The 19,767-nt window shown below is 61.3% G+C and carries 18 protein-coding genes and 2 tRNA genes; 6 read left to right on the top strand and 14 right to left on the bottom strand.

All coding sequences use genetic code 11. The annotated features are described in order from the left end of the window. Positions 1–7: 7 nt before the first annotated feature. Together JAB6_RS20950 and cydD are read right to left on the bottom strand one after the other, a co-directional pair. Positions 8–1,690 carry an amino acid ABC transporter ATP-binding/permease protein gene (locus JAB6_RS20950; RefSeq protein ID WP_070304359.1) on the bottom strand — a complete coding sequence of 561 codons (1,683 nt, stop codon included), beginning with the start codon at positions 1,688–1,690 and terminating at the stop codon, positions 8–10. Next, entirely contained in the window at positions 1,687–3,375 is a 1,689-nt protein-coding gene (gene cydD / locus JAB6_RS20945) for a thiol reductant ABC exporter subunit CydD (protein ID WP_070304358.1), read from the bottom strand. The genes JAB6_RS20950 and cydD overlap by 4 nt, the downstream gene beginning before the upstream one ends. A gap of 139 nt (positions 3,376–3,514) precedes the next feature. On the opposite strand from cydD, the gene JAB6_RS20940 reads away from it, so the two are divergent. The 3 genes from JAB6_RS20940 to JAB6_RS20930 all read left to right on the top strand — a co-directional run bounded on the left by JAB6_RS20940 (position 3,515) and on the right by JAB6_RS20930 (position 5,287). Continuing rightward, positions 3,515–4,063 (top strand): GbsR/MarR family transcriptional regulator, encoded by a 549-nt coding sequence (locus JAB6_RS20940; protein ID WP_175444584.1) that lies wholly within the window; start codon positions 3,515–3,517, stop codon positions 4,061–4,063. Between the two features lie 308 nt (positions 4,064–4,371). Continuing rightward, the gene (locus JAB6_RS29745) at positions 4,372–4,938 is read left to right on the top strand and encodes a PEP-CTERM sorting domain-containing protein (RefSeq protein ID WP_070304357.1); all 567 of its coding nucleotides are present in this window, start codon (positions 4,372–4,374) and stop codon (positions 4,936–4,938) included. A gap of 169 nt (positions 4,939–5,107) precedes the next feature. After that, complete coding sequence (locus tag JAB6_RS20930) at positions 5,108–5,287, top strand: hypothetical protein (RefSeq protein WP_070304356.1); 180 nt, start codon at positions 5,108–5,110, stop codon at positions 5,285–5,287. Positions 5,288–5,368: 81 nt separating this feature from the next. On the opposite strand, the gene JAB6_RS20925 is transcribed toward JAB6_RS20930, so the two are convergent. The 6 genes from JAB6_RS20925 to JAB6_RS20900 form a co-directional block, all read right to left on the bottom strand. Then, a tRNA-Arg gene (locus tag JAB6_RS20925) sits at positions 5,369–5,443 on the bottom strand. A gap of 93 nt (positions 5,444–5,536) precedes the next feature. Beyond that, positions 5,537–5,613: transfer RNA gene (locus tag JAB6_RS20920), tRNA-Pro, on the bottom strand. Positions 5,614–5,705: 92 nt separating this feature from the next. Then, complete coding sequence (glmM, locus tag JAB6_RS20915; RefSeq protein WP_070304355.1) at positions 5,706–7,043, bottom strand: phosphoglucosamine mutase; 1,338 nt, start codon at positions 7,041–7,043, stop codon at positions 5,706–5,708. Between the two features lie 39 nt (positions 7,044–7,082). Continuing rightward, positions 7,083–7,916 carry a dihydropteroate synthase gene (gene folP / locus JAB6_RS20910; RefSeq protein WP_070304354.1) on the bottom strand — a complete coding sequence of 278 codons (834 nt, stop codon included), beginning with the start codon at positions 7,914–7,916 and terminating at the stop codon, positions 7,083–7,085. A 105-nt stretch (positions 7,917–8,021) separates the two neighbouring features. After that, positions 8,022–9,902: an ATP-dependent zinc metalloprotease FtsH gene (gene ftsH, locus JAB6_RS20905; protein ID WP_034757438.1), complete on the bottom strand. Its 1,881-nt coding sequence runs from the start codon at positions 9,900–9,902 to the stop codon at positions 8,022–8,024. A gap of 202 nt (positions 9,903–10,104) precedes the next feature. Further along, complete coding sequence (locus tag JAB6_RS20900; protein WP_034757436.1) at positions 10,105–10,788, bottom strand: RlmE family RNA methyltransferase; 684 nt, start codon at positions 10,786–10,788, stop codon at positions 10,105–10,107. Between the two features lie 42 nt (positions 10,789–10,830). On the opposite strand from JAB6_RS20900, the gene JAB6_RS20895 reads away from it, so the two are divergent. After that, complete coding sequence (locus JAB6_RS20895) at positions 10,831–11,301, top strand: YhbY family RNA-binding protein (protein WP_010397237.1); 471 nt, start codon at positions 10,831–10,833, stop codon at positions 11,299–11,301. Between the two features lie 188 nt (positions 11,302–11,489). Here the strand turns inward: JAB6_RS20895 and JAB6_RS20890 are convergent, their stop codons facing one another. From JAB6_RS20890 to JAB6_RS20865, 6 genes are all read right to left on the bottom strand, one after another. Beyond that, on the bottom strand, positions 11,490–11,933 hold the full coding sequence (locus JAB6_RS20890) for a DUF4149 domain-containing protein (protein WP_175444583.1): 444 nt from the start codon (positions 11,931–11,933) through the stop codon (positions 11,490–11,492). After that, positions 11,933–12,409, bottom strand: coding sequence for a transcription elongation factor GreA (greA, locus tag JAB6_RS20885; RefSeq protein ID WP_034757428.1), 477 nt, complete (start codon positions 12,407–12,409; stop codon positions 11,933–11,935). Before greA ends, JAB6_RS20890 begins: the two co-directional genes overlap by 1 nt. A gap of 168 nt (positions 12,410–12,577) precedes the next feature. Beyond that, positions 12,578–15,814, bottom strand: a complete 3,237-nt coding sequence (carB, locus tag JAB6_RS20880) for a carbamoyl-phosphate synthase large subunit (protein WP_034757425.1) — start codon at positions 15,812–15,814, stop codon at positions 12,578–12,580. Continuing rightward, positions 15,807–16,985 carry a glutamine-hydrolyzing carbamoyl-phosphate synthase small subunit gene (carA, locus tag JAB6_RS20875; protein WP_070304352.1) on the bottom strand — a complete coding sequence of 393 codons (1,179 nt, stop codon included), beginning with the start codon at positions 16,983–16,985 and terminating at the stop codon, positions 15,807–15,809. The genes carB and carA overlap by 8 nt, the downstream gene beginning before the upstream one ends. A 295-nt stretch (positions 16,986–17,280) precedes the next feature. Next, positions 17,281–17,685, bottom strand: coding sequence for a heme-binding protein (locus JAB6_RS20870; protein WP_034757420.1), 405 nt, complete (start codon positions 17,683–17,685; stop codon positions 17,281–17,283). A gap of 59 nt (positions 17,686–17,744) precedes the next feature. After that, a complete protein-coding gene (locus JAB6_RS20865) occupies positions 17,745–18,656 on the bottom strand; it encodes a patatin-like phospholipase family protein (RefSeq protein WP_070304351.1) in 912 nt (303 codons plus the stop codon). Positions 18,657–18,842: 186 nt separating this feature from the next. Between JAB6_RS20865 and JAB6_RS20860 the strand changes: the two genes are divergently transcribed. Further along, on the top strand, positions 18,843–19,292 hold the full coding sequence (locus tag JAB6_RS20860; RefSeq protein ID WP_070304350.1) for a hypothetical protein: 450 nt from the start codon (positions 18,843–18,845) through the stop codon (positions 19,290–19,292). Positions 19,293–19,348: 56 nt separating this feature from the next. After that, entirely contained in the window at positions 19,349–19,636 is a 288-nt protein-coding gene (locus tag JAB6_RS20855) for a barstar family protein (protein WP_070304349.1), read from the top strand. Positions 19,637–19,767 lie beyond the last annotated feature (131 nt).

Genomic DNA, 19,767 nt, shown 5'->3' with positions numbered 1-19,767 from the left:
TTGCCCGTCAGTCCCCCCGCAAGCGCGCCAGAGCAGTCTCGAAGGCATCCGTACCACGCCGCGCGTCGCCCACGATACGGCCATCGCGCAGGCTGACCAGCCGGTCCGCCAGCGCCGCTTCGCGCCGCAAGTGGGTTGCGATCAGCAAGCTGCGCCCTGCGCTGCGGGCGCGCAGGCGCTGCAGGACGTCAATCGCCGTCTGCGCATTGAGCGCTTCCGTCGCTTCATCCAGCAGCCACAAGGTCGATTCATGCAGGAACAGCCGCGCCAGCGCCAATCGCCGCGCCTGGCCGCCGGACAAGCCCAGGCCGCCCTCGCCCAGCATGGTGTCGAGGCCGTCCGCAAACGCGCGCACTTCCTCGTCCAGGCCGGCCGATTGCAGCGCTTCCCACAGCTGCGCATCGCTGGCGGACGGGTCGGCCAGGCGCAGGTTGTCGCGCAAGCTGTCCTGAAATAGTTCCGTCTTCTGCGTGAACAGGCAGGCGCGCGGCGCGGCCACCTTGCCTGACAGCGGCGCCAGTTCGTGCGCGGCGATGGCCAGCAAGGTGGACTTGCCCGCGCCGCTGGGGCCGATCAAGGCGACGCGCTCGCCATCGGCGATGTGCAGCGATACGTCATGCAAGATGGCATTATTGCTGCCCGCATGCGCGGCGCTGACGTGTTCCAGGCGCAGGCCCGGTGCGGCGTCGACAGGCGGTGCAGTGATCTCTTCAACATCGAGGCGCGGCGCCAGACGCCGTACGGCCAGCAGCATGCGCCCCGCTTCCAGCGCGCCGCGGCGCAATCCGGCAAATGGTTCCACGGCCGTCAGGGCGATCAGCAAGGCCAGGGCCGCCAGCGGCAAACTCATCGTTTGCTGCTCCACCAGCACGGCCACGGCCAGCAGCATGCCAGCCAGGGTTGCGCTGCCGGCCACGCCATACGCGGCGCCCGCCGCCGTCTCGAGGCGCAGCAGGGCAAAATCGGCTTGCGCCAGCGAGCGGTCGATCTGCCCCAGCGCCGCGCACTGGGCGTCGATGCGGCCCGCCATCACGAGGTCCGTCTGGCCCGCCACGAGGTCGATGGTGCCGGAACGCAGTTTTTCGATGGCGCGCGAGCGCACGATGGCGGGACGGCGGGCGCCGCGCGCCACAAGCCAGCTGATGCCGCCACCGGCGGCCAGGAGCCACACGGCCAGGCCCAGGCCCAGCTGCCACTGCATGACGCCCAGCGCCACCCCGGCCAGCAAGGCCGCGCACAAGGCCGTAAAGGCGGGCACGAGCAGGCGCAAGTACAGCGATTCGAGCGCGTCGATATCGGCCGTCAGGCGGAACAGCAGCTTGGCGGGCTGGCGCAGCAAGCGGCTGGCCGCTTCCGGACGCGACCAGCCGCGGAACAGGCGCACGCGGATGCTGGCCAGCGCGGCGAACGTGGCGTCGTGCGTGACGAGCCGCTCCGCATAGCGCGAACCCGTGCGGCCGATGGCCAGCAGGCGGATGCCGGCCGACGGGCCGAAGACGTCGAAGACGATGGCCGTCGAGGCGTGCAGGCCGGCAATCGACGTGGCCGTGATAAACCAGCCGGACAAGCCCAGCAAGGCCATGCCGGCCACCGCCGTCAGGGCCGCCAGCAAGGCGCCCACGATCAGCTTGCGGGGCTGGGCCAGCAGCAATTGCCGCAGGACGGGGTTCGATATGAGTGAAGTTTTCATGCGCGCAACTCCTGCACTTGGGCATGCGCATCGACCTGCACTGTGCGCTGCAGGCGGCCAGCCAGCACCGGGTCGTGCGTGGCGACGATCATCGTCTTGCCTTTCGCCAGTGCCAGCAGGGCGTCCGTCACGCGCGCCGCCGTTTCGCTGTCCAGGTGGGCCGTCGGTTCATCGACCAGCAGCAAATCCGCATGCGGATGCAGGGCCACGCGGGCCAGGGCCAGGCGCACGGCTTCGCCGCCGGACAAGCCCTGGCCGCCATCGCTGAGCATGACGGCCGGCTGCGCCTGCGTCACCTTGGCCAGGTCCGCCAGGTGCAGCGCCTGCGTCACTTGCGCGGCGTTCGCCCCAACGCGGCCCAGGGTCACGTTCTGACTGACGGACGCGGCAAACACGTGCGGGCGCTGGCCCATCCAGGCCATACGCTGGCGCAAGGTATTGACCGTGCTGTCGGTCAGGCGCACGCCGCCGATGCGGATGTCGCCGCCGCTGGCGGGCAGCAAGCCGGCCAGCAGGGACAGCAAGGTGGTCTTGCCGACGCCGCTGGCGCCCAGCAGGGCCACATGTTCGCCAGCGCGCACGGTCAGGTCGAAGCCGTCGAACACGGGCGCTTCGCCGGGATGGGCAAAGCGCAATTGCCGGAGTTCCACGGCGGGCGCCGCCGCCACGGCCATGGCGGCGCTGGAAACGGCGGCCACTTCCACACCAAAACCAGGCAAGGGCACGCCATCGGCAGCCAGGTCGTGCAAACCGGCCAGGCCCGCTTCGCCGGCCGCCTTGTCGTGCCAGACGGCGGCCAGTTCGCGCAGCGGCTCGAAGAACGCGGGCGCCAGCAGCAGGATGAACAAGCCCTGCCCCAAGCTCAGCTCGCGGCCCCAGGTGCCGAAATGGATGCTGCCCAGCAGGGAGAAACCGATGAAGGCGGCCACCATGGCGACACCGAGCGCGGAAAACAGCTCGAGCACGGCCGACGACAAGAAGGCGATGCGCAGCACCACCATCGTGCGCCGGCGCACCGATTGCGACGAGGCATCGAGCCGTTCGGCCGTGGCGTCGACGGCGTCGAGCGCGCGCAAGGTGGCCAAACCGCGCAGGCGGTCCAGCAGGAAGGCGTTCATGCTGCCCATTTCCACCATCTGCGCGCGGCTGGCCGCTTGCGCGCCCATGCCGACGAGCGCCATGAAGACGGGAATCAAGGGGGCGGCGATGAGCAGGATCAGCGCGGCGATCCACGACAGCGGCGTCACCACGGCAAGGATCACGAGCGGCACGAGCATGACTTTCCAGCGCGCGGGTTTGTAGCGCACCAGATACGGCACGATGGCTTCGGCCTGTTCGGCGATGACGCTGGCCGCCTGGCCCGACTGGGCGCGCTGGCGGTCCAGCGGCGAGCGCTGCGCCAGCGCTTGCGCCACCTGTTCCCGCAAGGTGGACAGGTGTGCGCGCGCCGCCGCATACATACGCCGCGCGCCCCACGCTTCGCAGCCGGCGCGCAGCACGCCCAGCAGCAGCACGCCAGCGGCCGGCAACAGGGCCGCGCGCCAGGGCGCACCGTCTTGCATGGCTTGCACGGCCCAGGCCAGCAAGGCCGCCTGCGGCAGCCACAGCAAGGCGGCGCCGCCTTGCGCCAGGCTGGCGGCACGGGGAAGAATAAAGTGGGGCAAGGACAAGGACGTGGTCGGCATCTTCTATACTTCTTGAGTTTTCAGAATTTTCTGTAAATTCGATATTTTGTATAATACTGCGAAACATGACATATATCAATTGACCCCACCAGTATGGCGTGAAAAAATTCAGATAATTATGAAAACTCAACATATCCAAATGACGCCGCTGATCCTGACCTTTGTCAGCCATTTCGGCGAGATGGGCAGCCGCTGGGGCTTTAACCGTACGGTAGGGCAAGTGTACGCCTTGTTATTTGTCGCGGAGCACCCTTTGCACGCGGATGAAATCGCGGAGCACCTGAGTTTTTCACGCTCGAACGTGAGCATCGGCCTGAAGGAATTGCAGGGCTGGGGCTTGATCCGCCAGTCGCGCATTCCCGGCGACCGGCGCGAGTATTTTTCCTCGCTGGGCGATGTGTGGCAAATCTTCCGTGTGGTGGCCGCCGAGCGCCGCCGCCGCGAAGTGGCGCCCACCCTGACGGTGCTGCGCGAATCGCTGCTGGCGCCGGCCACGGAACCCGTGGATCAATATGCGCAGGAGCGCATGCGTGAAATGTATGAACTGGTCGACCTGGCCAATACCTGGTTCGACGACTTGCAGCGCCTGTCGCCCGAATCGATGGCGCAGCTGATGAAAATGGGCGCCAAGGTACAAAAGCTGCTCAACGCCAAGGATCGCCTGTTTGGCGTCAGCAACAACGACTGAAGCACCCGCCCCCCCCTCCCTCCCAAAAAGCCGAGACGCCGCTAGCACAAGCTGGCGCGCCTTGTCACGCCATTTCTTGACCTCATGTTGGCTATCGCTAGCACAGCCATGCATAGCCGTATGCGATGTTGCCAACCAAACCAATAGAATTATTAAAATTGTATTAATTTATATCAAGAGTAAGCTTTCATTTGCGTACTTGCTACGCGCAGGAAATAACTAAAAACGGGCAATGGGATGACTTCCCCGGTATGTAGGAACGCGTCCCAACACTATGAAGCGACTGTCTCAAGCACAAGGGGATTTTCATGAAAAGCGTAAAGAGCATTGCCATCAAGGCATCCATGCTGGCCGCAATGACCGTACTGGCAAGTGCGGCCCAAGCCGCCACCTGGGTGGATGTGGGCCCGGCCAGCGGTTTCGTCATTGACGGCAGCACCGTCACTTATTCACCATCTCCGGCACTGCAGGTGAAATATTATGACGACAATCTCGTGCCACAAAGCCCCTCGGACATCCAGGGTTATATCAATGGCGTGTTCGGCACCAGCCTGGGCACCGCCGTCTCGTATTGCGAAAGCGCCACCTCGGGTTGCACTGCCGGCACCACGGCAGGCTTGAGCGGCGGCGTCAATTCCTATACGAGCGCGGCCGCCTATGACTACCTGGCCATCCACTTCGGCCAGGGCGAACTGGTGTTCCACTGGGCCGCGCCCGTGGCTGCCGGCACCACCTTCACGATCGAGGGCCTGCCCAAAGGTCTGAGCAATTACAGGGCCTTCATTTCAGCCGTGCCGGAACCTGGAACCTATGCCATGCTGCTGGCCGGCCTGGGTCTGCTGGGCTTCATGGCACGCCGCCGCCAGGGAAAGTAAGCCTCATCTGCGGCAGCGGCGCACCAGCGTCCGCTGCCGCCCTCAACGCCAGCGGCCTGTTTGGCCCGTTTACACCGCGCTTGCGGCGCAGGTCCCGCTTTTTACACCATCTTTAGACTCCCCTCGCTATGCTCGACGGCATCCACTGCTGACCGACGAGGGAGTACTCATGCATGAACAACCGTTTCAGCCACGCGCGCGCAGCGTGATTCGCCAGCACCTGCCCGTGCGGGAACGGCTGCGCCTGGCACGACTGGCCAACAGGAAAATCATTTCGGCATGCTCGGCGCTGCTGTGCGGGGCGCCGCTGTTGTATTTGCTGAGCGTGGTGCTGTTTGCGCAGCCGTGACACGGCTTGCAGGCCAGCGAAGAACAGAGATGAAGAGTGATGGCAATGCGACAGGCTGTCGCATGCATGGCCAGCATGAGCTGGTCCGCCCAGAGGGAATCGAACCCCCATTCACGGTTTAGAAGACCGTTGTCCTATCCGTTGAACGATGGGCGGAAGGTGCAGTATTTTAATCCATGCGCGCCAGCAATGAAATGCCAGCGCGGAATAGAAAACGGGCTGTCATTTCTGACAGCCCGCTTATGACTTTGGTCGGAGTACAAGGATTCGAACCTTGGACCCCCTGGTCCCAAACCAGGTGCGCTACCGGGCTGCGCCACACTCCGAAGACAAGATAATAACGCCCCCACCCAATTTCGTCAATTGCCATAGACGAATTAGATGGAAATAACTATCGTCCCTGCCCCGTGCCCGCCCCTTAAGCGCCGACTTTATCGGCGATGCGGCGCGCCATGCTCTCGGCCTTCTCCTTGTCTTTCGCTTCCACCATCACGCGGATCAGCGGTTCCGTGCCCGAAGCGCGGATCAGCACGCGGCCCGTATCGCCCAGTTCGGCTTCGACCAGCTCTTTCTCGGCCACCATGGCGGCATTTTTCTGCCAGTCGAAACCGGGTGCCACGCGCAGGTTGATCAGGGTTTGCGGGAACAGCACCAGTTCGGCCAGGCATTGCTGCAGGCTCTGGCCGCTGCGCTTGAGCGCGGACAGCACTTGCAGCGCGGAGACGATACCATCGCCCGTCGTGTGGCGATCCAGGCACAGCAAATGGCCCGAGCCCTCGCCGCCCAGTATCCAGCCCTTTTCCTTCATGACTTCCAGCACGTAGCGGTCGCCCACCTTGGCGCGCGCAAAGCCGATGCCCTGCTGCTTGAACAGCACTTCCAGCGCCATGTTCGTCATCAAGGTGCCGACGGCACCGGCCACGGGACCCGTCGCCAGGCGGTCCTTGACCATGACGTACAACAACTCGTCGCCGTTGTACATACGGCCCGTGGCGTCGCACATGATCAGGCGGTCGGCGTCGCCATCGAGCGCGATCCCCAGGTCCGCGCCGTGTTCGATGACGGCTTCGGCCATGGCCTTGGTTGCCGTGGCGCCGAAGCCCGCGTTGATATTGAAGCCGTCAGGCTTGTTGCCGATGGCGATGACTTCCGCACCCAGCTCATGGAACACGTGCGGGGCGATATGGTAGGCGGCGCCGTGCGCGCAATCGACGACGATCTTCAGGCCGCGCAAGTCCAGCTCGTTCGGGAAGGTGCTCTTGCAAAATTCGATGTAGCGGCCCTGGGCATCATCCAGGCGCTTGGCGCGGCCCAGCTTGTCCGATGGCACGCAAGCCATGGGTTCGTCGAGCGCCGCCTCGATTTCCAGTTCCACGCTGTCCGGCAACTTGGTGCCCTGGCCGGAAAAGAATTTGATGCCGTTGTCGTGATACGGATTGTGCGAGGCGGAAATGACGACACCGGCCGCCAGGCGCAGCGCCCGCGTCAGGTAGGCAATCGCCGGGGTCGGCATGGGGCCGGCCAGCATCACGTCCACGCCGGCGGCCGACAGGCCCGCTTCCAGCGCCGCTTCCAGCATGTAGCCGGAAATGCGCGTGTCCTTGCCGATCAGCACAGTCGGGCGCGCCTTGCCGCCTTGCGACTTGGCCAGCACCTTGCCGGCAGCATAACCGAGGCGCATGACGAAGTCGGGGGTGATCGGAGCCGTGCCCACCAGGCCGCGGATGCCATCGGTGCCAAAATATTTACGCGTCATAGTTTTCTCTTTTTGTTGTTTATAATGAATCTTACAGGCTCAGTGCGCCATGCGCCATACCTTCAGTGCATCGGCGGTTTCCGCGACATCATGCACACGGATAATTTCCGCGCCTTGCGCTACCGCAGCCAGCGCGCCGGCAACGCTGCCGGCCAAGCGCTGCTCGACGGGACGGCCCGTGACGGCGCCGATCATCGACTTGCGCGACAGCCCTGCCAGCACAGGCAGGCCCAGTTCGCTGCGCAGCTGGCGCGTGGCACGCAGCAAGGCATAGTTCTGTTCCACCGTCTTGCCAAAGCCAAAGCCGGGATCAATGCACAGGCGTTCGCGGGCGATGCCGGCCGCCGTCATCGTGTCGATGCGCTCGCGCAGGAAGGCAATTACTTCGCGCACCACGTCTTCGTACTGCGGCTGGTCCTGCATGGTTTGCGGCACGCTTTGCATGTGCATGATGCACAGCGCGCAGTCGCTGTCCCGCACGGCCTCGATGGCGCCCGGCGCACGGAAACCGTTGATATCGTTGATCATGTCGGCGCCCGCCAGGATGGCTTCGCGCATCACTTCCGGCTTGTACGTGTCGACGGACAGGGGCTTGCCGCAGTCGCGCAAGGCGTACAGCACCGGCATGACGCGCGCAAGCTCGTCCTGCAGCGGCAGCGGCGGCGCGCCGGGGCGGCTCGATTCGCCGCCGATATCGATGATGTCGACGCCGTCAACAATCATCTGCTCGGCGCGCGAGATGGCAAACTCCAGGTGTTGATACTGGCCCGCATCGGAAAACGAGTCGGGCGTGATGTTCAGGATACCCATCACCAGCGCCTGCGTGCCTTGCAGGTTGAAGCCGAAACGGCCGAATTGCAAATAATGTCGCATGTGAATCTTTGTAGTCGTCAGGAAAAAACTGCCGCGGCAACGAAAAAGGGCAAGGATTGCTCCTTACCCCTTTTGATTGCACGCCGCCGGTCAGGGCGGCCTTTATCAGGCTGGCGCCGTCACGTTTGGCGAGATGCCGCCCGTGCCGCTGTCGCCCGCATTGCGGCGTGGCGGAATGACTTTCGGTGGACGCGGCTCCAGGCCGGCCATGATGTCATTGATTTGCTCGGCATCGATGGTTTCCCATTCCAGCAAGGCTTTGGTCATCATTTCGACCTTGTCGCGGTTGCTTTCCAGCAAGGTGCGCGCCAAAGCATATTGCTTGTCGAGAATGTTGCGGATTTCAGCATCGACCTTTTGCTGGGTCGCTTCCGAGATCGTCTTGGTGGCGCCACCGAAGAAACCTTCGTTTTCGCTGTCTTCGTAGACCATCACGCCCATGCTGTCGGACATGCCGAAGCGGGTCACCATGGAGCGGGCCAGCTTGGTGGCACGCGAGAAGTCGTTCGACGCGCCCGTGGACATTTGCCCCACGAAAATCTCTTCGGCGATACGGCCACCGAACAGGATGGAAATTTCTTCCAGCATCTTGTCCTTGTAGGCGGACAGATTGTCGTGTTCCGGCAACTGCCACGTCAGGCCCAGGGCCCAGCCGCGCGGCATGATCGTAACTTTATGCACGGGATCGGCCTTCGGCAGCAGCTTGGCGACGACGGCGTGACCGGACTCATGGTAAGCCGTATTGCGACGCTCTTCCTCGCGGATGATCATCGATTTACGCTCAGGACCCATGTAGATCTTGTCTTTCGCATCTTCGAAGTCGATCATTTCCACCAGGCGCTTGCTGCGGCGTGCCGCAAACAGGGCTGCCTCGTTGACCAGGTTGGCCAGGTCCGCACCCGAGAAACCAGGGGTGCCGCGGGCCAGGATATCGGCTTTCACGTCGGTACCGATAGGTACTTTGCGCATATGCACGTTCAAGATCTGTTCGCGGCCGCGGATATCGGGCAAGCCGACGGACACCTGACGGTCGAAACGGCCCGGACGCAGCAAGGCTTTGTCGAGCACGTCGGCGCGGTTGGTGGCGGCCACGACGATCACGCCGGAGTTCGCTTCAAAACCGTCCATCTCGACCAGCAACTGGTTCAAGGTCTGTTCGCGCTCGTCATTGCCGCCGCCCATGCCGGCACCGCGGTGACGGCCGACAGCGTCGATCTCGTCGATGAAGATGATGCACGGCGAATGCTTTTTCGCGTTTTCGAACATGTCGCGGACACGGCTGGCGCCCACGCCGACGAACATTTCCACGAAGTCGGAACCGGAAATCGAGAAGAACGGCACCTTGGCTTCGCCGGCGATGGCGCGCGCCAGCAGGGTTTTACCCGTGCCAGGAGGACCGACCATCAGCACGCCGCGGGGAATGCGGCCGCCCAGTTTCTGGAATTTGCTCGGATCCTTGAGGAAGTCGACCACTTCGTTGACTTCTTCTTTCGCTTCGTCGCAACCGGCGACATCGGCGAAGGTGACGGTGTTGCTGGCTTCATCCATCATGCGCGCCTTCGACTTGCCGAACGAGAATGCCCCGCCCTTGCCGCCGCCTTGCATTTGACGCATGAAGAATACCCACACGCCGATCAACAGCAGCATGGGGAACCAGGAAACAAAAATAGTTTGCAGGAAAGACGCTTCCTCAGGCGGACGCACATCGAAATGCACGCCATTGTCGCGCAGGTCGCCGATCAGGCCCTTGTCGAGGCTGGTGGCGGTGGTACGCACCTTGGTGTCGTCCATCAGCTTGGCGGTGATCGACGAACCTTCGATCACGACATCCTTGACGCGCTTGGCTTTGACTTCATCCAGCAAATCGGAATAAGCGATGGCCTTGCTGCCGCCTGTGGCGCCATGACTGTCGAATTGCTTGAACAGCATGAACAACAGCAGCAATACGACTACCCAGATGGCAGATTTGGAAAACATGTTATTCACGAAGACTCCTTGGATGCAGTGCGCATCTCTTTACCTATAGCTAGAAACACGATTTTACTCGCAATAAGCGGGCCGTGCCAAAGCCCGCCGATCCGTGCGCGCGAAAAAATCGCGTTCACGCAAAAAAATGCAGTATAAACAATTTAGGCTTTTATACCATCAGACGCTACTGCACTTCTCGTTCCCATGTGCGGATTCCCTCTTAAATATCAAGGGCGGAATCATCTTCTTCAACGGCATTTTTCAGCGGATTCTTGATTCCACGTCCCATCAGGAAGATTTCCGACGATTTATCGCGGCTGGCCTTGGGCTTTTTCTGCACCACGACCTTGAATTCAGCGCGGAATTTCTCCACGATCTGGCTGAAACCCATGTCTTTGAAGCATTTCACCAGCAGCACGCCAGACGGTTTCAGGTGCAATTGCGAAAATTCGATGGCCAGGTCGATCAGATGCTCCATGCGCGCGGCGTCCGCCGTGGCGATGCCCGACAGGTTGGGCGCCATGTCCGACAGGACCAGGTCCACCTTGCGGCCCTGCAACACCACTTCCAGCTGACGCAGCACGCGCGCTTCGCGGAAGTCGCCCTGGATGAAGTGGAAATCGGCGATCGGTTCCATTTCCAGCATGTCCAGGCCAATCAGGGTACCATTGACCCCGCCGCCGTCCTTGCCGGCCAGCTTGCGCCGTGTGTACTGGGCCCAGCTGCCAGGAGTGCAACCAAGGTCGACAATCACCTGGCCAGGTTTGATCAGTTTTTCGTCTTCATCGATTTCTTTGAGCTTGTATGCTGCCCGGGCGCGGTAGCCCTCTTTTTGCGCCAACTTCACATATGGATCATTTATGTGGTCGTGCAACCAGTTTTTGTTTAATTTCTTCTTTGCCATTCGCGTAGAATACTGCTTTTAAGGGAATTACTAAATATTATTATGCTAAAACTTACACCCGTAGAGCGCAGCGCACTGCGCGCCGAAGCACACGCGCTGAAGCCTATCGTCATTATTGGCGAAGCGGGCTTGACACCTGCTGTCCTCAAAGAGATCGACCTTGGCCTGGATTCGCACGGCCTGATTAAAGTCCGCGTGTTCGGCGACGACCGCGAAGCCCGCGTCGGAATGTACGATACGATTTGCGGCAATCTCGGCGCCGCCCCGGTACAACATATTGGCAAACTGCTGGTAATCTACCGTCCGAAAAAAGAAGTGGTTAAGGAGAAGGTCAGCGCCGGCAAAGGCATGCGCGAAGTGACCATCGTCAAGGCCAGCGCCAGCGGCACCAAGCGCCCGAGCGTGACGAAAGTCATGATCAAGGGCAATGAGCGCGTTACCGAAGGCGGTTCCATCAAGCGTGCCAAGCCACGTCAGAAAAGCGCCAAGAAAAGCGCACTGGGCAGCAAGTAAGCCTGTCGTTCAGCAGCCGCAAGGCTGTTGAAACAAGAAGCGGAGCACGGGATCTTCCCTGCTCCGCTTTTTTATTGCAATTGCGCTTGTCGGATTACACGGCGCCAGGGCGCCGCTAATTCGACCTACGGCATCGATCGGTAGGTCGGATTAGCGCGCAGCGCGTAATCCGACACACACGGCAACAATTACTGCTGTTTCCAGATCAGCACGCCCGCCAGCAGGCTTTGCACGGCAAAGATCACGGTCGACACGCCATGCAGCATGCCGAAGCGGCTGCGCATGGCCTCGCCCATGATTCCCGACGGGGCTTGCGCCTTGAGTTCGGCCATCAGCGGCGAAATACCAAAATGGCTGAGCAGCGCACACACGAGCATCGACAGCACCAGCGCCCCCAGCAGGCGGCGGCGCTTGAGTTCCAGCGCGCCGGGCGCCCATTGCAGCAAGGCCAGCAGTATCAAAGCGCAAACGATCGACAGCCAGGCCTCGGCGCGGAACATGCTGCCCGCGATATTGCCTGCCAGCACGCGGTCGCTCAAGGTAGCGAACAAGGTCGGCGCCACGATGAAGCCGATGGTCCACAAGCTGCCGGCCCACAGGGTGGCAACGAGGATGCGCACGCGGGCGAGCATCAGATGTACAGTACTTCCAGGATTTCGTATTCGCGCGGGCCGGACGGCGCCTGCACTTCCACCACGTCGCCGGCGTACTTGCCGATCAGCGCGCGGGCGATCGGGGACGTCACGGACACCTTGTTCATTTTCAGGTCGGCTTCATCGAGGCCGACGATCTGGTACGTGACTTTCTGGCCCGACTCCAGGTCTTCCAGGTTCACGGTCGAGGCAAACACCACGCGGCCTTCCGCGTCCAGCGCGGTCGGGTCGATGATTTGCGCTGCGCCCAACTTGCCTTCGAGTTCGGCGATGCGGCCTTCGACGAACGCCTGGCGCTCCTTGGCGGCATCGTACTCGGCGTTTTCCGACAGATCACCGTGCGAACGCGCTTCGGCGATCGCATCGATGACGATGCGGCGTTCCTTGGTCTTCAAATGATGCAGCTCTTCTTTCAAGAGTTCTGCGCCGTATTTGGTCAATGGGACTGAGGTCATGTTATCTCTACTATCTGCTAGTTATCGGCGCCGTTGCAGTGTGTTGCCACGTTTAACGGCCTTACCAAGTGAAAACCACAGAGGCCGCGCGCTGCTCTGCACGGAACTCTGTGGTTGATAAGCATGCAGTGTACCGCCTAACGGCGGTCACTGCAAATGGCACGCGGACTACGCTTGCTGCAGGGTCTTGTGCAGGCCTTGCAAATCGTACACACGCAGCTCATCCAGGTGACGGATGCCTTCGACGGCCGCTTCCGCGCCCGCGATGGTGGTGTAGGTCGTCACGCGCGACGCCAGGGCCGAGGTGCGGATGGCCCGCGAATCGACGATGGCGCTGCGCTTTTCTTCCACGGTATTGATCACCAGCACGATTTCATGGTTCTTGATCATGTCGACCACGTGCGGACGGCCTTCGATCACCTTGTTCACTGGCGTGACGGCGATGCCGGCAGCAGCGATCACGGCGGCGGTACCCTTGGTGGCGACCACGGTGAAACCGGACTCGACCAGGTCACGCGCCACTTGCACGGCGCGCGGCTTGTCCGACGCTTTCACGCTGATGAAGACCTTGCCCGATTTTGGCAGGTTGACGCCGGCGCCCAATTGCGATTTCACAAACGCTTCGCCGAACGTCAGGCCCACTCCCATGACTTCGCCCGTCGATTTCATTTCAGGGCCCAGGATGGTGTCCACACCAGGGAACTTGACGAACGGGAACACGGCTTCCTTGACGCTGAAGTAAGGCGGCACGACTTCCTGCGTGATGCCTTGCGAGGCCAGCGATTGACCGACCATGCAGCGCGCGGCGATCTTCGCCAGTTGCAGACCGGTGGCTTTCGAGACGAAAGGCACGGTGCGCGACGCGCGTGGATTGACTTCCAGCACGAAGACGACGTCTTTCATTTCGCCATCGATCTCTTGCTTCTGGATCGCGAACTGCACGTTCATCAGGCCAACCACGTTCAAGCCCTTGGCCATCAGCGCCGTCTGGCGTTTCAGTTCTTCAATGGTTTCCGGCGCCAGCGAGTATGGCGGCAGCGAGCAAGCCGAGTCGCCCGAGTGGACGCCAGCCTGTTCGATGTGTTCCATCACGCCGCCGATGAACGTCGTTTCGCCGTCGGAGATGCAATCGACGTCGCACTCGATGGCGTCGTTCAGGAAGCGGTCCAGCAGCACCGGCGAATCATGCGAGACCTTGACGGCTTCGCGCATGTAGCGCTCGAGGTCGCGTTGCTCGTGGACGATTTCCATGGCGCGGCCACCGAGCACGTACGATGGACGCACGACCAGCGGATAGCCGATTTCCTGCGCCAGCGCCAGGGCGTCGGCTTCCGTGCGCGCGGTGCGGTTAGGCGGCTGGCGCAATTCCAGCTTGTGCAGCATCTGCTGGAAACGCTCGCGGTCTTCGGCAGCATCGATCATGTCGGGCGAGGTGCCGATAATCGGCACGCCATTCGCTTCCAGGTCCAGCGCCAGTTTCAATGGCGTCTGGCCGCCGTACTGCACGATCACGCCGACCGGTTTTTCGATGGCGACGATTTCCAGCACGTCTTCCAGGGTCAGGGACTCGAAGTACAAACGGTCCGAGGTATCGTAGTCGGTCGACACGGTTTCCGGGTTGCAGTTGACCATGATGGTTTCGTAGCCGTCTTCGCGCATGGCGAGGGCAGCGTGAACGCAGCAATAGTCAAACTCGATACCCTGGCCGATACGGTTCGGGCCACCGCCCAGCACCATGATTTTTTTCTTGTCGGTCGGGTTCGATTCGCACTCTTCGTCGTACGTGGAATACATGTACGCCGTGTCGGTCGAGAACTCGGCCGCGCAGGTGTCGACACGCTTGTAGACGGGACGGATGTTCAGCGCATGGCGCTGCTGGCGCACGGCCGTGTCGGTCGTCTGCAGCAAAAAGCCGAGGCGGCGGTCCGAGAAGCCCTTCTGTTTCAACTTGTACAGGGTGTTCTTGTCCAGGTTTTCCAGCTTCTGCGTATCGAGCCACAGTTCCAGGTCGACGATTTCCTTGATCTGGATCAGGAACCATGGGTCGATCTTGGTCAGCTGGTGCACTTCTTCCAGGGTGAAACCCTGGGCAAACGCGTCACCCACGTACCAGATGCGCTCAGGACCAGGCTCGCCCAGTTCTTCTTCGATCTTTTCGCGGTCCTTGGTCTTCTCGTTCATGCCGTCCACGCCCACTTCCAGGCCGCGCAAGGCTTTCTGGAACGATTCCTGGAAGGTACGGCCGATCGCCATCACTTCGCCGACGGATTTCATCTGCGTCGTCAGGTGGTGGTCGGCGGTCGGGAATTTCTCGAACGTGAAACGGGGAATCTTCGTGACGACGTAATCGATCGACGGTTCGAACGATGCCGGCGTGGCGCCGCCCGTGATTTCATTGCGCAGCTCGTCCAGTGTGAAACCGACGGCCAGCTTGGCGGCGATCTTGGCGATCGGGAAACCCGTCGCTTTCGATGCCAGGGCCGACGAACGCGATACGCGCGGATTCATCTCGATGACGATCATGCGGCCATCGACCGGGTTGATCGAGAATTGCACGTTCGAACCACCGGTGTCGACGCCGATCTCGCGCAGCACTGCCAGACTGGCATTGCGCATGATCTGGTATTCCTTGTCCGTCAAGGTCTGCGCAGGCGCCACCGTGATGGAGTCGCCCGTGTGCACGCCCATCGGGTCAAGATTTTCGATCGAGCAGATGATGATGCAGTTGTCCGCCTTGTCGCGCACCACTTCCATCTCGTACTCTTTCCAGCCCAGCAACGATTCTTCGATCAGCAACTCTTTCGTCGGCGACGCTTCCAGGCCGCGTTTGCAGATGGTTTCGAATTCTTCTTCGTTGTAGGCGATGCCGCCGCCGGAACCGCCCATGGTGAACGATGGACGGATGATGGTCGGGAAGCCCAGGGTGCGCTGCACGGCCCACGATTCTTCCATCGAGTGCGCCACGCCGGAACGGGCCGAACCGAGGCCGATCTTGGTCATCGCGTCCTTGAATTTCGAACGGTCTTCCGCCTTGTCGATGGCTTCCGGCGATGCGCCGATCAATTCGACGTTGTATTTCGCCAGCACGCCATTGTTGAACAGATCCAGCGCGCAGTTCAGCGCCGTCTGGCCGCCCATCGTCGGCAGGATCGCGTCAGGACGCTCCTTGGCGATGATGCGCTCGACAACAGACCAGGTGATCGGTTCGATGTAGGTGACGTCGGCCATTTCCGGGTCCGTCATGATGGTCGCAGGGTTGCTGTTGACCAGGATGACTTTGTAGCCCTCTTCGCGCAGGGCCTTGCACGCTTGCGCGCCGGAATAATCGAATTCGCAGGCCTGGCCGATCACGATCGGGCCAGCGCCAATAATCAGAATACTTTTAATATCTAAACGTTTAGGCATTTTTCTTTTTCTCCTCCGCAGCCATCAAGTTGATGAAGCGGTCAAACAGGTAAGCAACATCCATCGGGCCCGGCGACGCTTCAGGGTGGCCCTGGAAGCAGAAGGCCGGCTTGTCCGTGCGGGCAAAGCCCTGCAGGGAACCGTCGAACAGCGATTCATGGGTCACGCGGCAATTCGCGGGCAGAGTTGCCGCGTCGACTGCGAAACCGTGGTTTTGCGAGGTAATCAAGACCTGTTTCGTTTCCAGGTCCTGCACCGGGTGGTTGGCGCCGTGGTGGCCGAACTTCATCTTCAAGGTTTTCGCGCCGGAAGCGATCGCCATGATCTGGTGGCCGAGGCAGATGCCGAAGGTCGGGATGCCCTTCTCGATCAATTCCTTGGTGGCCGCAATGGCGTAATCGCACGGTTCCGGGTCGCCGGGACCGTTCGACAGGAAGATGCCGTCCGGATTCAGTGCCAGGGCGTCGGCGGCCGTCGCTTGCGCAGGCAGCACGGTGACTTTGCAGCCGCGTGCCGTCAGCATGCGCAGGATGTTGCGCTTGACGCCGTAGTCGAAGGCGACCACGTGGTATTTCGCGTCCGCGTCAGCCAGCTGGCCATAGCCTGCACCCAGGGTCCATTCCGTTTCGCGGTATTCGTAGGCAGCCGGGGCCGACACTACTTTAGCCAAGTCCATGCCGGCCAGGCCGGGGAAGGAGCGGGCCAGTTCCAGCGCTTGCGCGGCGGATGGCTCGTTGCCTTGCGTACCGACGAGGATGGCGCCGCCTTGCGCACCTTTTTCACGCAGGATGCGCGTGAGCTTGCGTGTATCGATGCCGGCGATGGCGACGATATTTTCAGCTTTCAGGTAATCGGACAGGGAGAGGGTGGAACGGAAATTGGATGCCAGCAATGGCAGATCGCGGATGATGAGGCCAGCGGCGTGTACCTTGGAAGATTCGACGTCTTCCGGGTTGACGCCTGTATTGCCGATATGCGGATAGGTCAGGGTGACCATCTGGCGGCAATAGCTTGGGTCGGTAAGGATTTCCTGATACCCGGTCATCGAGGTGTTGAAAACAACCTCGCCCGTGGTATGACCGGCGGCACCGATCGAAAAACCTTTAAAGATCGTTCCATCAGCAAGCGCTAATATGGCTGGAACGGCAGGGCCAGAAAAAAATGGCGGCAAGGGCAACTCCTGATAAAGTTACCGTAGCTGCGCCACGTCAGACCGACCGCCTAGATACCCGAGCCAGATGCACTCAGGGTGTTTCAACGGTCATTTTGAATGAGGGGATGGGTAGTCGCTACGGTATATGTGTGATTGGCTAAACCTTTGAATTATAACCAAAAGGAAGCTTTTCCACAAGGAAGAAAATACAGAAGCCCCGGCATTTTTTTGCGCAGCAGCATAAATCCTGCGCCCCATGAAAAAAGCCGCCCGGCTTGCGCGGAGCGGCTTGCAAAGCAATATCGGTTACTACTTACACTAAGGCCGCAATGCCAGCCTTGGCGATTTGTGCATCTTCCGCGGATTTCACGCCCGAGACGCCGACTGCGCCCACGTAGTGGCCATCGAACACGATGGGCACGCCGCCTTCGAGCAAGCCGTCGATTTCCGGCGCGCTCAGGAACGACACGCGGCCGCCATTGATCATCTCTTCGTAGATGCGCGATTCGCGGCGGCCCAGCGCGGCCGTCTTGGCTTTCGATGGGGCGATGTGCGACGAGATCGGCGCCACGCCATCCATGCGCTGCAGCCACAGCAGGTGGCCGCCGTCGTCGACGATGGCGATCGTGACCGCCCAGTTATTCTTGACCGCTTCCGCTTCGGCGGCGGCAGCGATTTTCTTTACGTCGTCCAGGGTCAAAATCGGTTTCGATTGCATGGTGCATCCTTGTTATGTTGAAACAAAATTGTATACGAAATGCGCGGTGGCGCTATTCATCACTGCTCGCGTTTGGCTTTCAGCTTTTGCTTGAGCTGCGCCATCACGGCAAAGGTCGCCTGCTCGCCCGCCAGGATGGCCTGGTTGCGGCTGTTGAAATCGTTGCCCTTCATGGTGCCCAGGCTGGGCTGGATCACCACGTCCGCATCTTTCAATTCAAACTGATTGATGCGCTGGCCCATGATGGCGAACGTCTGCATCAGCACTTCCATCGAGCTGATGGCCTTCTGGGTATCCGTTTGCGACGAAATATTCACGGCGATGATGAAATCGGCGCCCATGTCGCGCGCGAAGCGCACGGGCACGGGAGCGACGAGGCCGCCATCGACATAGGTGTGGCCGGCAATCGTCACGGGCTGGAACACGCCAGGCACGGCCGACGAGGCGCGCACGGCCATGCCGGTGTTACCGCGCTGGAACAGGATCGGCTGGCCATTTTTCAGATCGGTCGCCACCACGCCAAATGGAATCTTGAGTTTTTCCAGCGGCACGCCGCCGACAGCCTTGTTGACATAGCTTTGCAGCGCTTCGCCCTTGAGCACGCCGGACGACTTGCCGAACAGGGGCAAGGCCCAGTCGGAAATGGCCGCCTCGTCCATGTCGAACGCCATCTTTTGCAGGGCAAAGCCGGAGTTGCCAGCCGCATACATGGCGCCCACCACGCTGCCGGCGCTGGTGCCGGTGACGATATCAGCCTGGATGCCTTGCGATTCGAGCGCCTTGATCACGCCGATATGCGCGAAACCGCGCGCCGCGCCGCCGCCCAGCGCCAGGCCGATCTTGATCTTGCGCGGCGTGACGACGATGGGTTCGGGTGGCGTCAATACTTGGATGGGTTTCGGGGCGGTGGTATCGCAGCCGGCCAGCACGAAGGCGGCCAGGGCAAGCAGGGTCAGGCGTTTAGGGAGCATGGTGGAGAGGGGAAACCGCGCGCGGCAGTGGCAATAAAGGAGAGCCGATTGTAGCGCAAGCGGGGCCGCCCGCACTGAAGCCCGTCTTAAATGTTTACAAATGACAATGTTCCGAACCGTGCGCGCCACGCCGGCTGCTAGACTGGCCCCTGGCGTCCCACCTCCCCCACTTTCATTGAGCGGCTTATGAAAACAGACCTGTTCCATCTCATCGCGCACCCATGCTTGCTCGTTGCAGCCCTGCTGGGTGCGGCCTGCGCCAACGCCGCCCCCGTCGCGGCGACGGAGCGCCAGGATAGCATCGCGGCAAGAATGGAGGGCTTTACTTGTACGGGGAACATACAAATTCCCAATGATACGCAGGAGCACACGATTGAGCTCAGCTTCGACGCCCCCGACCAGCACGGCGCGCAAGGCACCCACCTGGTTGACGGGCGCGGCAAAGCGGGCAACTTTTACGGCTGCCGGCAAAGCGGCGACAGCCTGTCTTGCACATACGACGCAGGGCCGGCCAGCGGCCCGCTGACCATGCGCTTTACTGGCAACTTGACGCAGGTAAAGGGCGAGTTCAATTCCCCTTTTGAAAACAGTGCCACCATGCAATTTTCCGCACGCTGCCAAAAATCGGCGCCGTAGCGGCGTCCAGTCCATTTTGCCGAAACGGACCTGCGGAACTTGCTCAAGGAAATAGGATGAATCGACAAGCCCTCGTGACAATCGACTTGAGCGAGATCAACTCGCCGCGCCAACTGCATGCGGCCTTGGCTACGGCACTGGCTTTCCCTTCCTTCTATGGCATGAACTGGGATGCGTTCTGGGATGCCGTCACGGGCCTGGTGGACATGCCGCAACAGATCGAGCTGCGCGGGTGGCCAGCCTTCGCGGCACGGCTCCCTCACGATGCGGCCCAGTTGCAGCGCATCCTGGCGCGCATGGCACAAGAAATGCCCGACGAGGCAGCGCATGTGCTTTACATGTAGCGCGGAAACGCTTGACAGCCCGGCCCGACTTCCCTTACATTGAGTGCATGTCCTCCTTCAAACATCCATCCCCTTCCCTGCTGTCGCTATCGCGACTACACCTAGCACGCGCATAAGTTTGCCGCATTGCT

It is taken from the genome of Janthinobacterium sp. HH104, from assembly GCF_001758715.1.
Classification (GTDB): Bacteria; Pseudomonadota; Gammaproteobacteria; order Burkholderiales; family Burkholderiaceae_D; genus Janthinobacterium; species Janthinobacterium aestuarii.
The sequence above is the reverse complement of the archived record's forward strand: the minus strand, read 5'-3'. Positions and strand labels throughout refer to the sequence as shown.

Bases quoted from the DNA above. Each gene is read 5' to 3' on its own strand.
- folP (WP_070304354.1), bottom strand. From the start codon at position 7,916: ATGCGACATTATTTGCAATTCGGCCGTTTCGGCTTCAACCTGCAAGGC.
- greA (WP_034757428.1), bottom strand. From the start codon at position 12,409: ATGACCTCAGTCCCATTGACCAAATACGGCGCAGAACTCTTGAAAGAA.
- JAB6_RS20890 (WP_175444583.1), bottom strand. From the start codon at position 11,933: ATGCTCGCCCGCGTGCGCATCCTCGTTGCCACCCTGTGGGCCGGCAGC.
- JAB6_RS20870 (WP_034757420.1), bottom strand. From the start codon at position 17,685: ATGCAATCGAAACCGATTTTGACCCTGGACGACGTAAAGAAAATCGCT.
- JAB6_RS20855 (WP_070304349.1), top strand. From the start codon at position 19,349: ATGAATCGACAAGCCCTCGTGACAATCGACTTGAGCGAGATCAACTCG.
- JAB6_RS20930 (WP_070304356.1), top strand. From the start codon at position 5,108: ATGCATGAACAACCGTTTCAGCCACGCGCGCGCAGCGTGATTCGCCAG.
- JAB6_RS20900 (WP_034757436.1), bottom strand. From the start codon at position 10,788: ATGGCAAAGAAGAAATTAAACAAAAACTGGTTGCACGACCACATAAAT.
- JAB6_RS20865 (WP_070304351.1), bottom strand. From the start codon at position 18,656: ATGCTCCCTAAACGCCTGACCCTGCTTGCCCTGGCCGCCTTCGTGCTG.
- JAB6_RS29745 (WP_070304357.1), top strand. From the start codon at position 4,372: ATGAAAAGCGTAAAGAGCATTGCCATCAAGGCATCCATGCTGGCCGCA.
- JAB6_RS20940 (WP_175444584.1), top strand. From the start codon at position 3,515: ATGACGCCGCTGATCCTGACCTTTGTCAGCCATTTCGGCGAGATGGGC.
- glmM (WP_070304355.1), bottom strand. From the start codon at position 7,043: ATGACGCGTAAATATTTTGGCACCGATGGCATCCGCGGCCTGGTGGGC.
- JAB6_RS20950 (WP_070304359.1), bottom strand. From the start codon at position 1,690: ATGAAAACTTCACTCATATCGAACCCCGTCCTGCGGCAATTGCTGCTG.
- carB (WP_034757425.1), bottom strand. From the start codon at position 15,814: ATGCCTAAACGTTTAGATATTAAAAGTATTCTGATTATTGGCGCTGGC.
- cydD (WP_070304358.1), bottom strand. From the start codon at position 3,375: ATGCCGACCACGTCCTTGTCCTTGCCCCACTTTATTCTTCCCCGTGCC.
- JAB6_RS20895 (WP_010397237.1), top strand. From the start codon at position 10,831: ATGCTAAAACTTACACCCGTAGAGCGCAGCGCACTGCGCGCCGAAGCA.
- JAB6_RS20860 (WP_070304350.1), top strand. From the start codon at position 18,843: ATGAAAACAGACCTGTTCCATCTCATCGCGCACCCATGCTTGCTCGTT.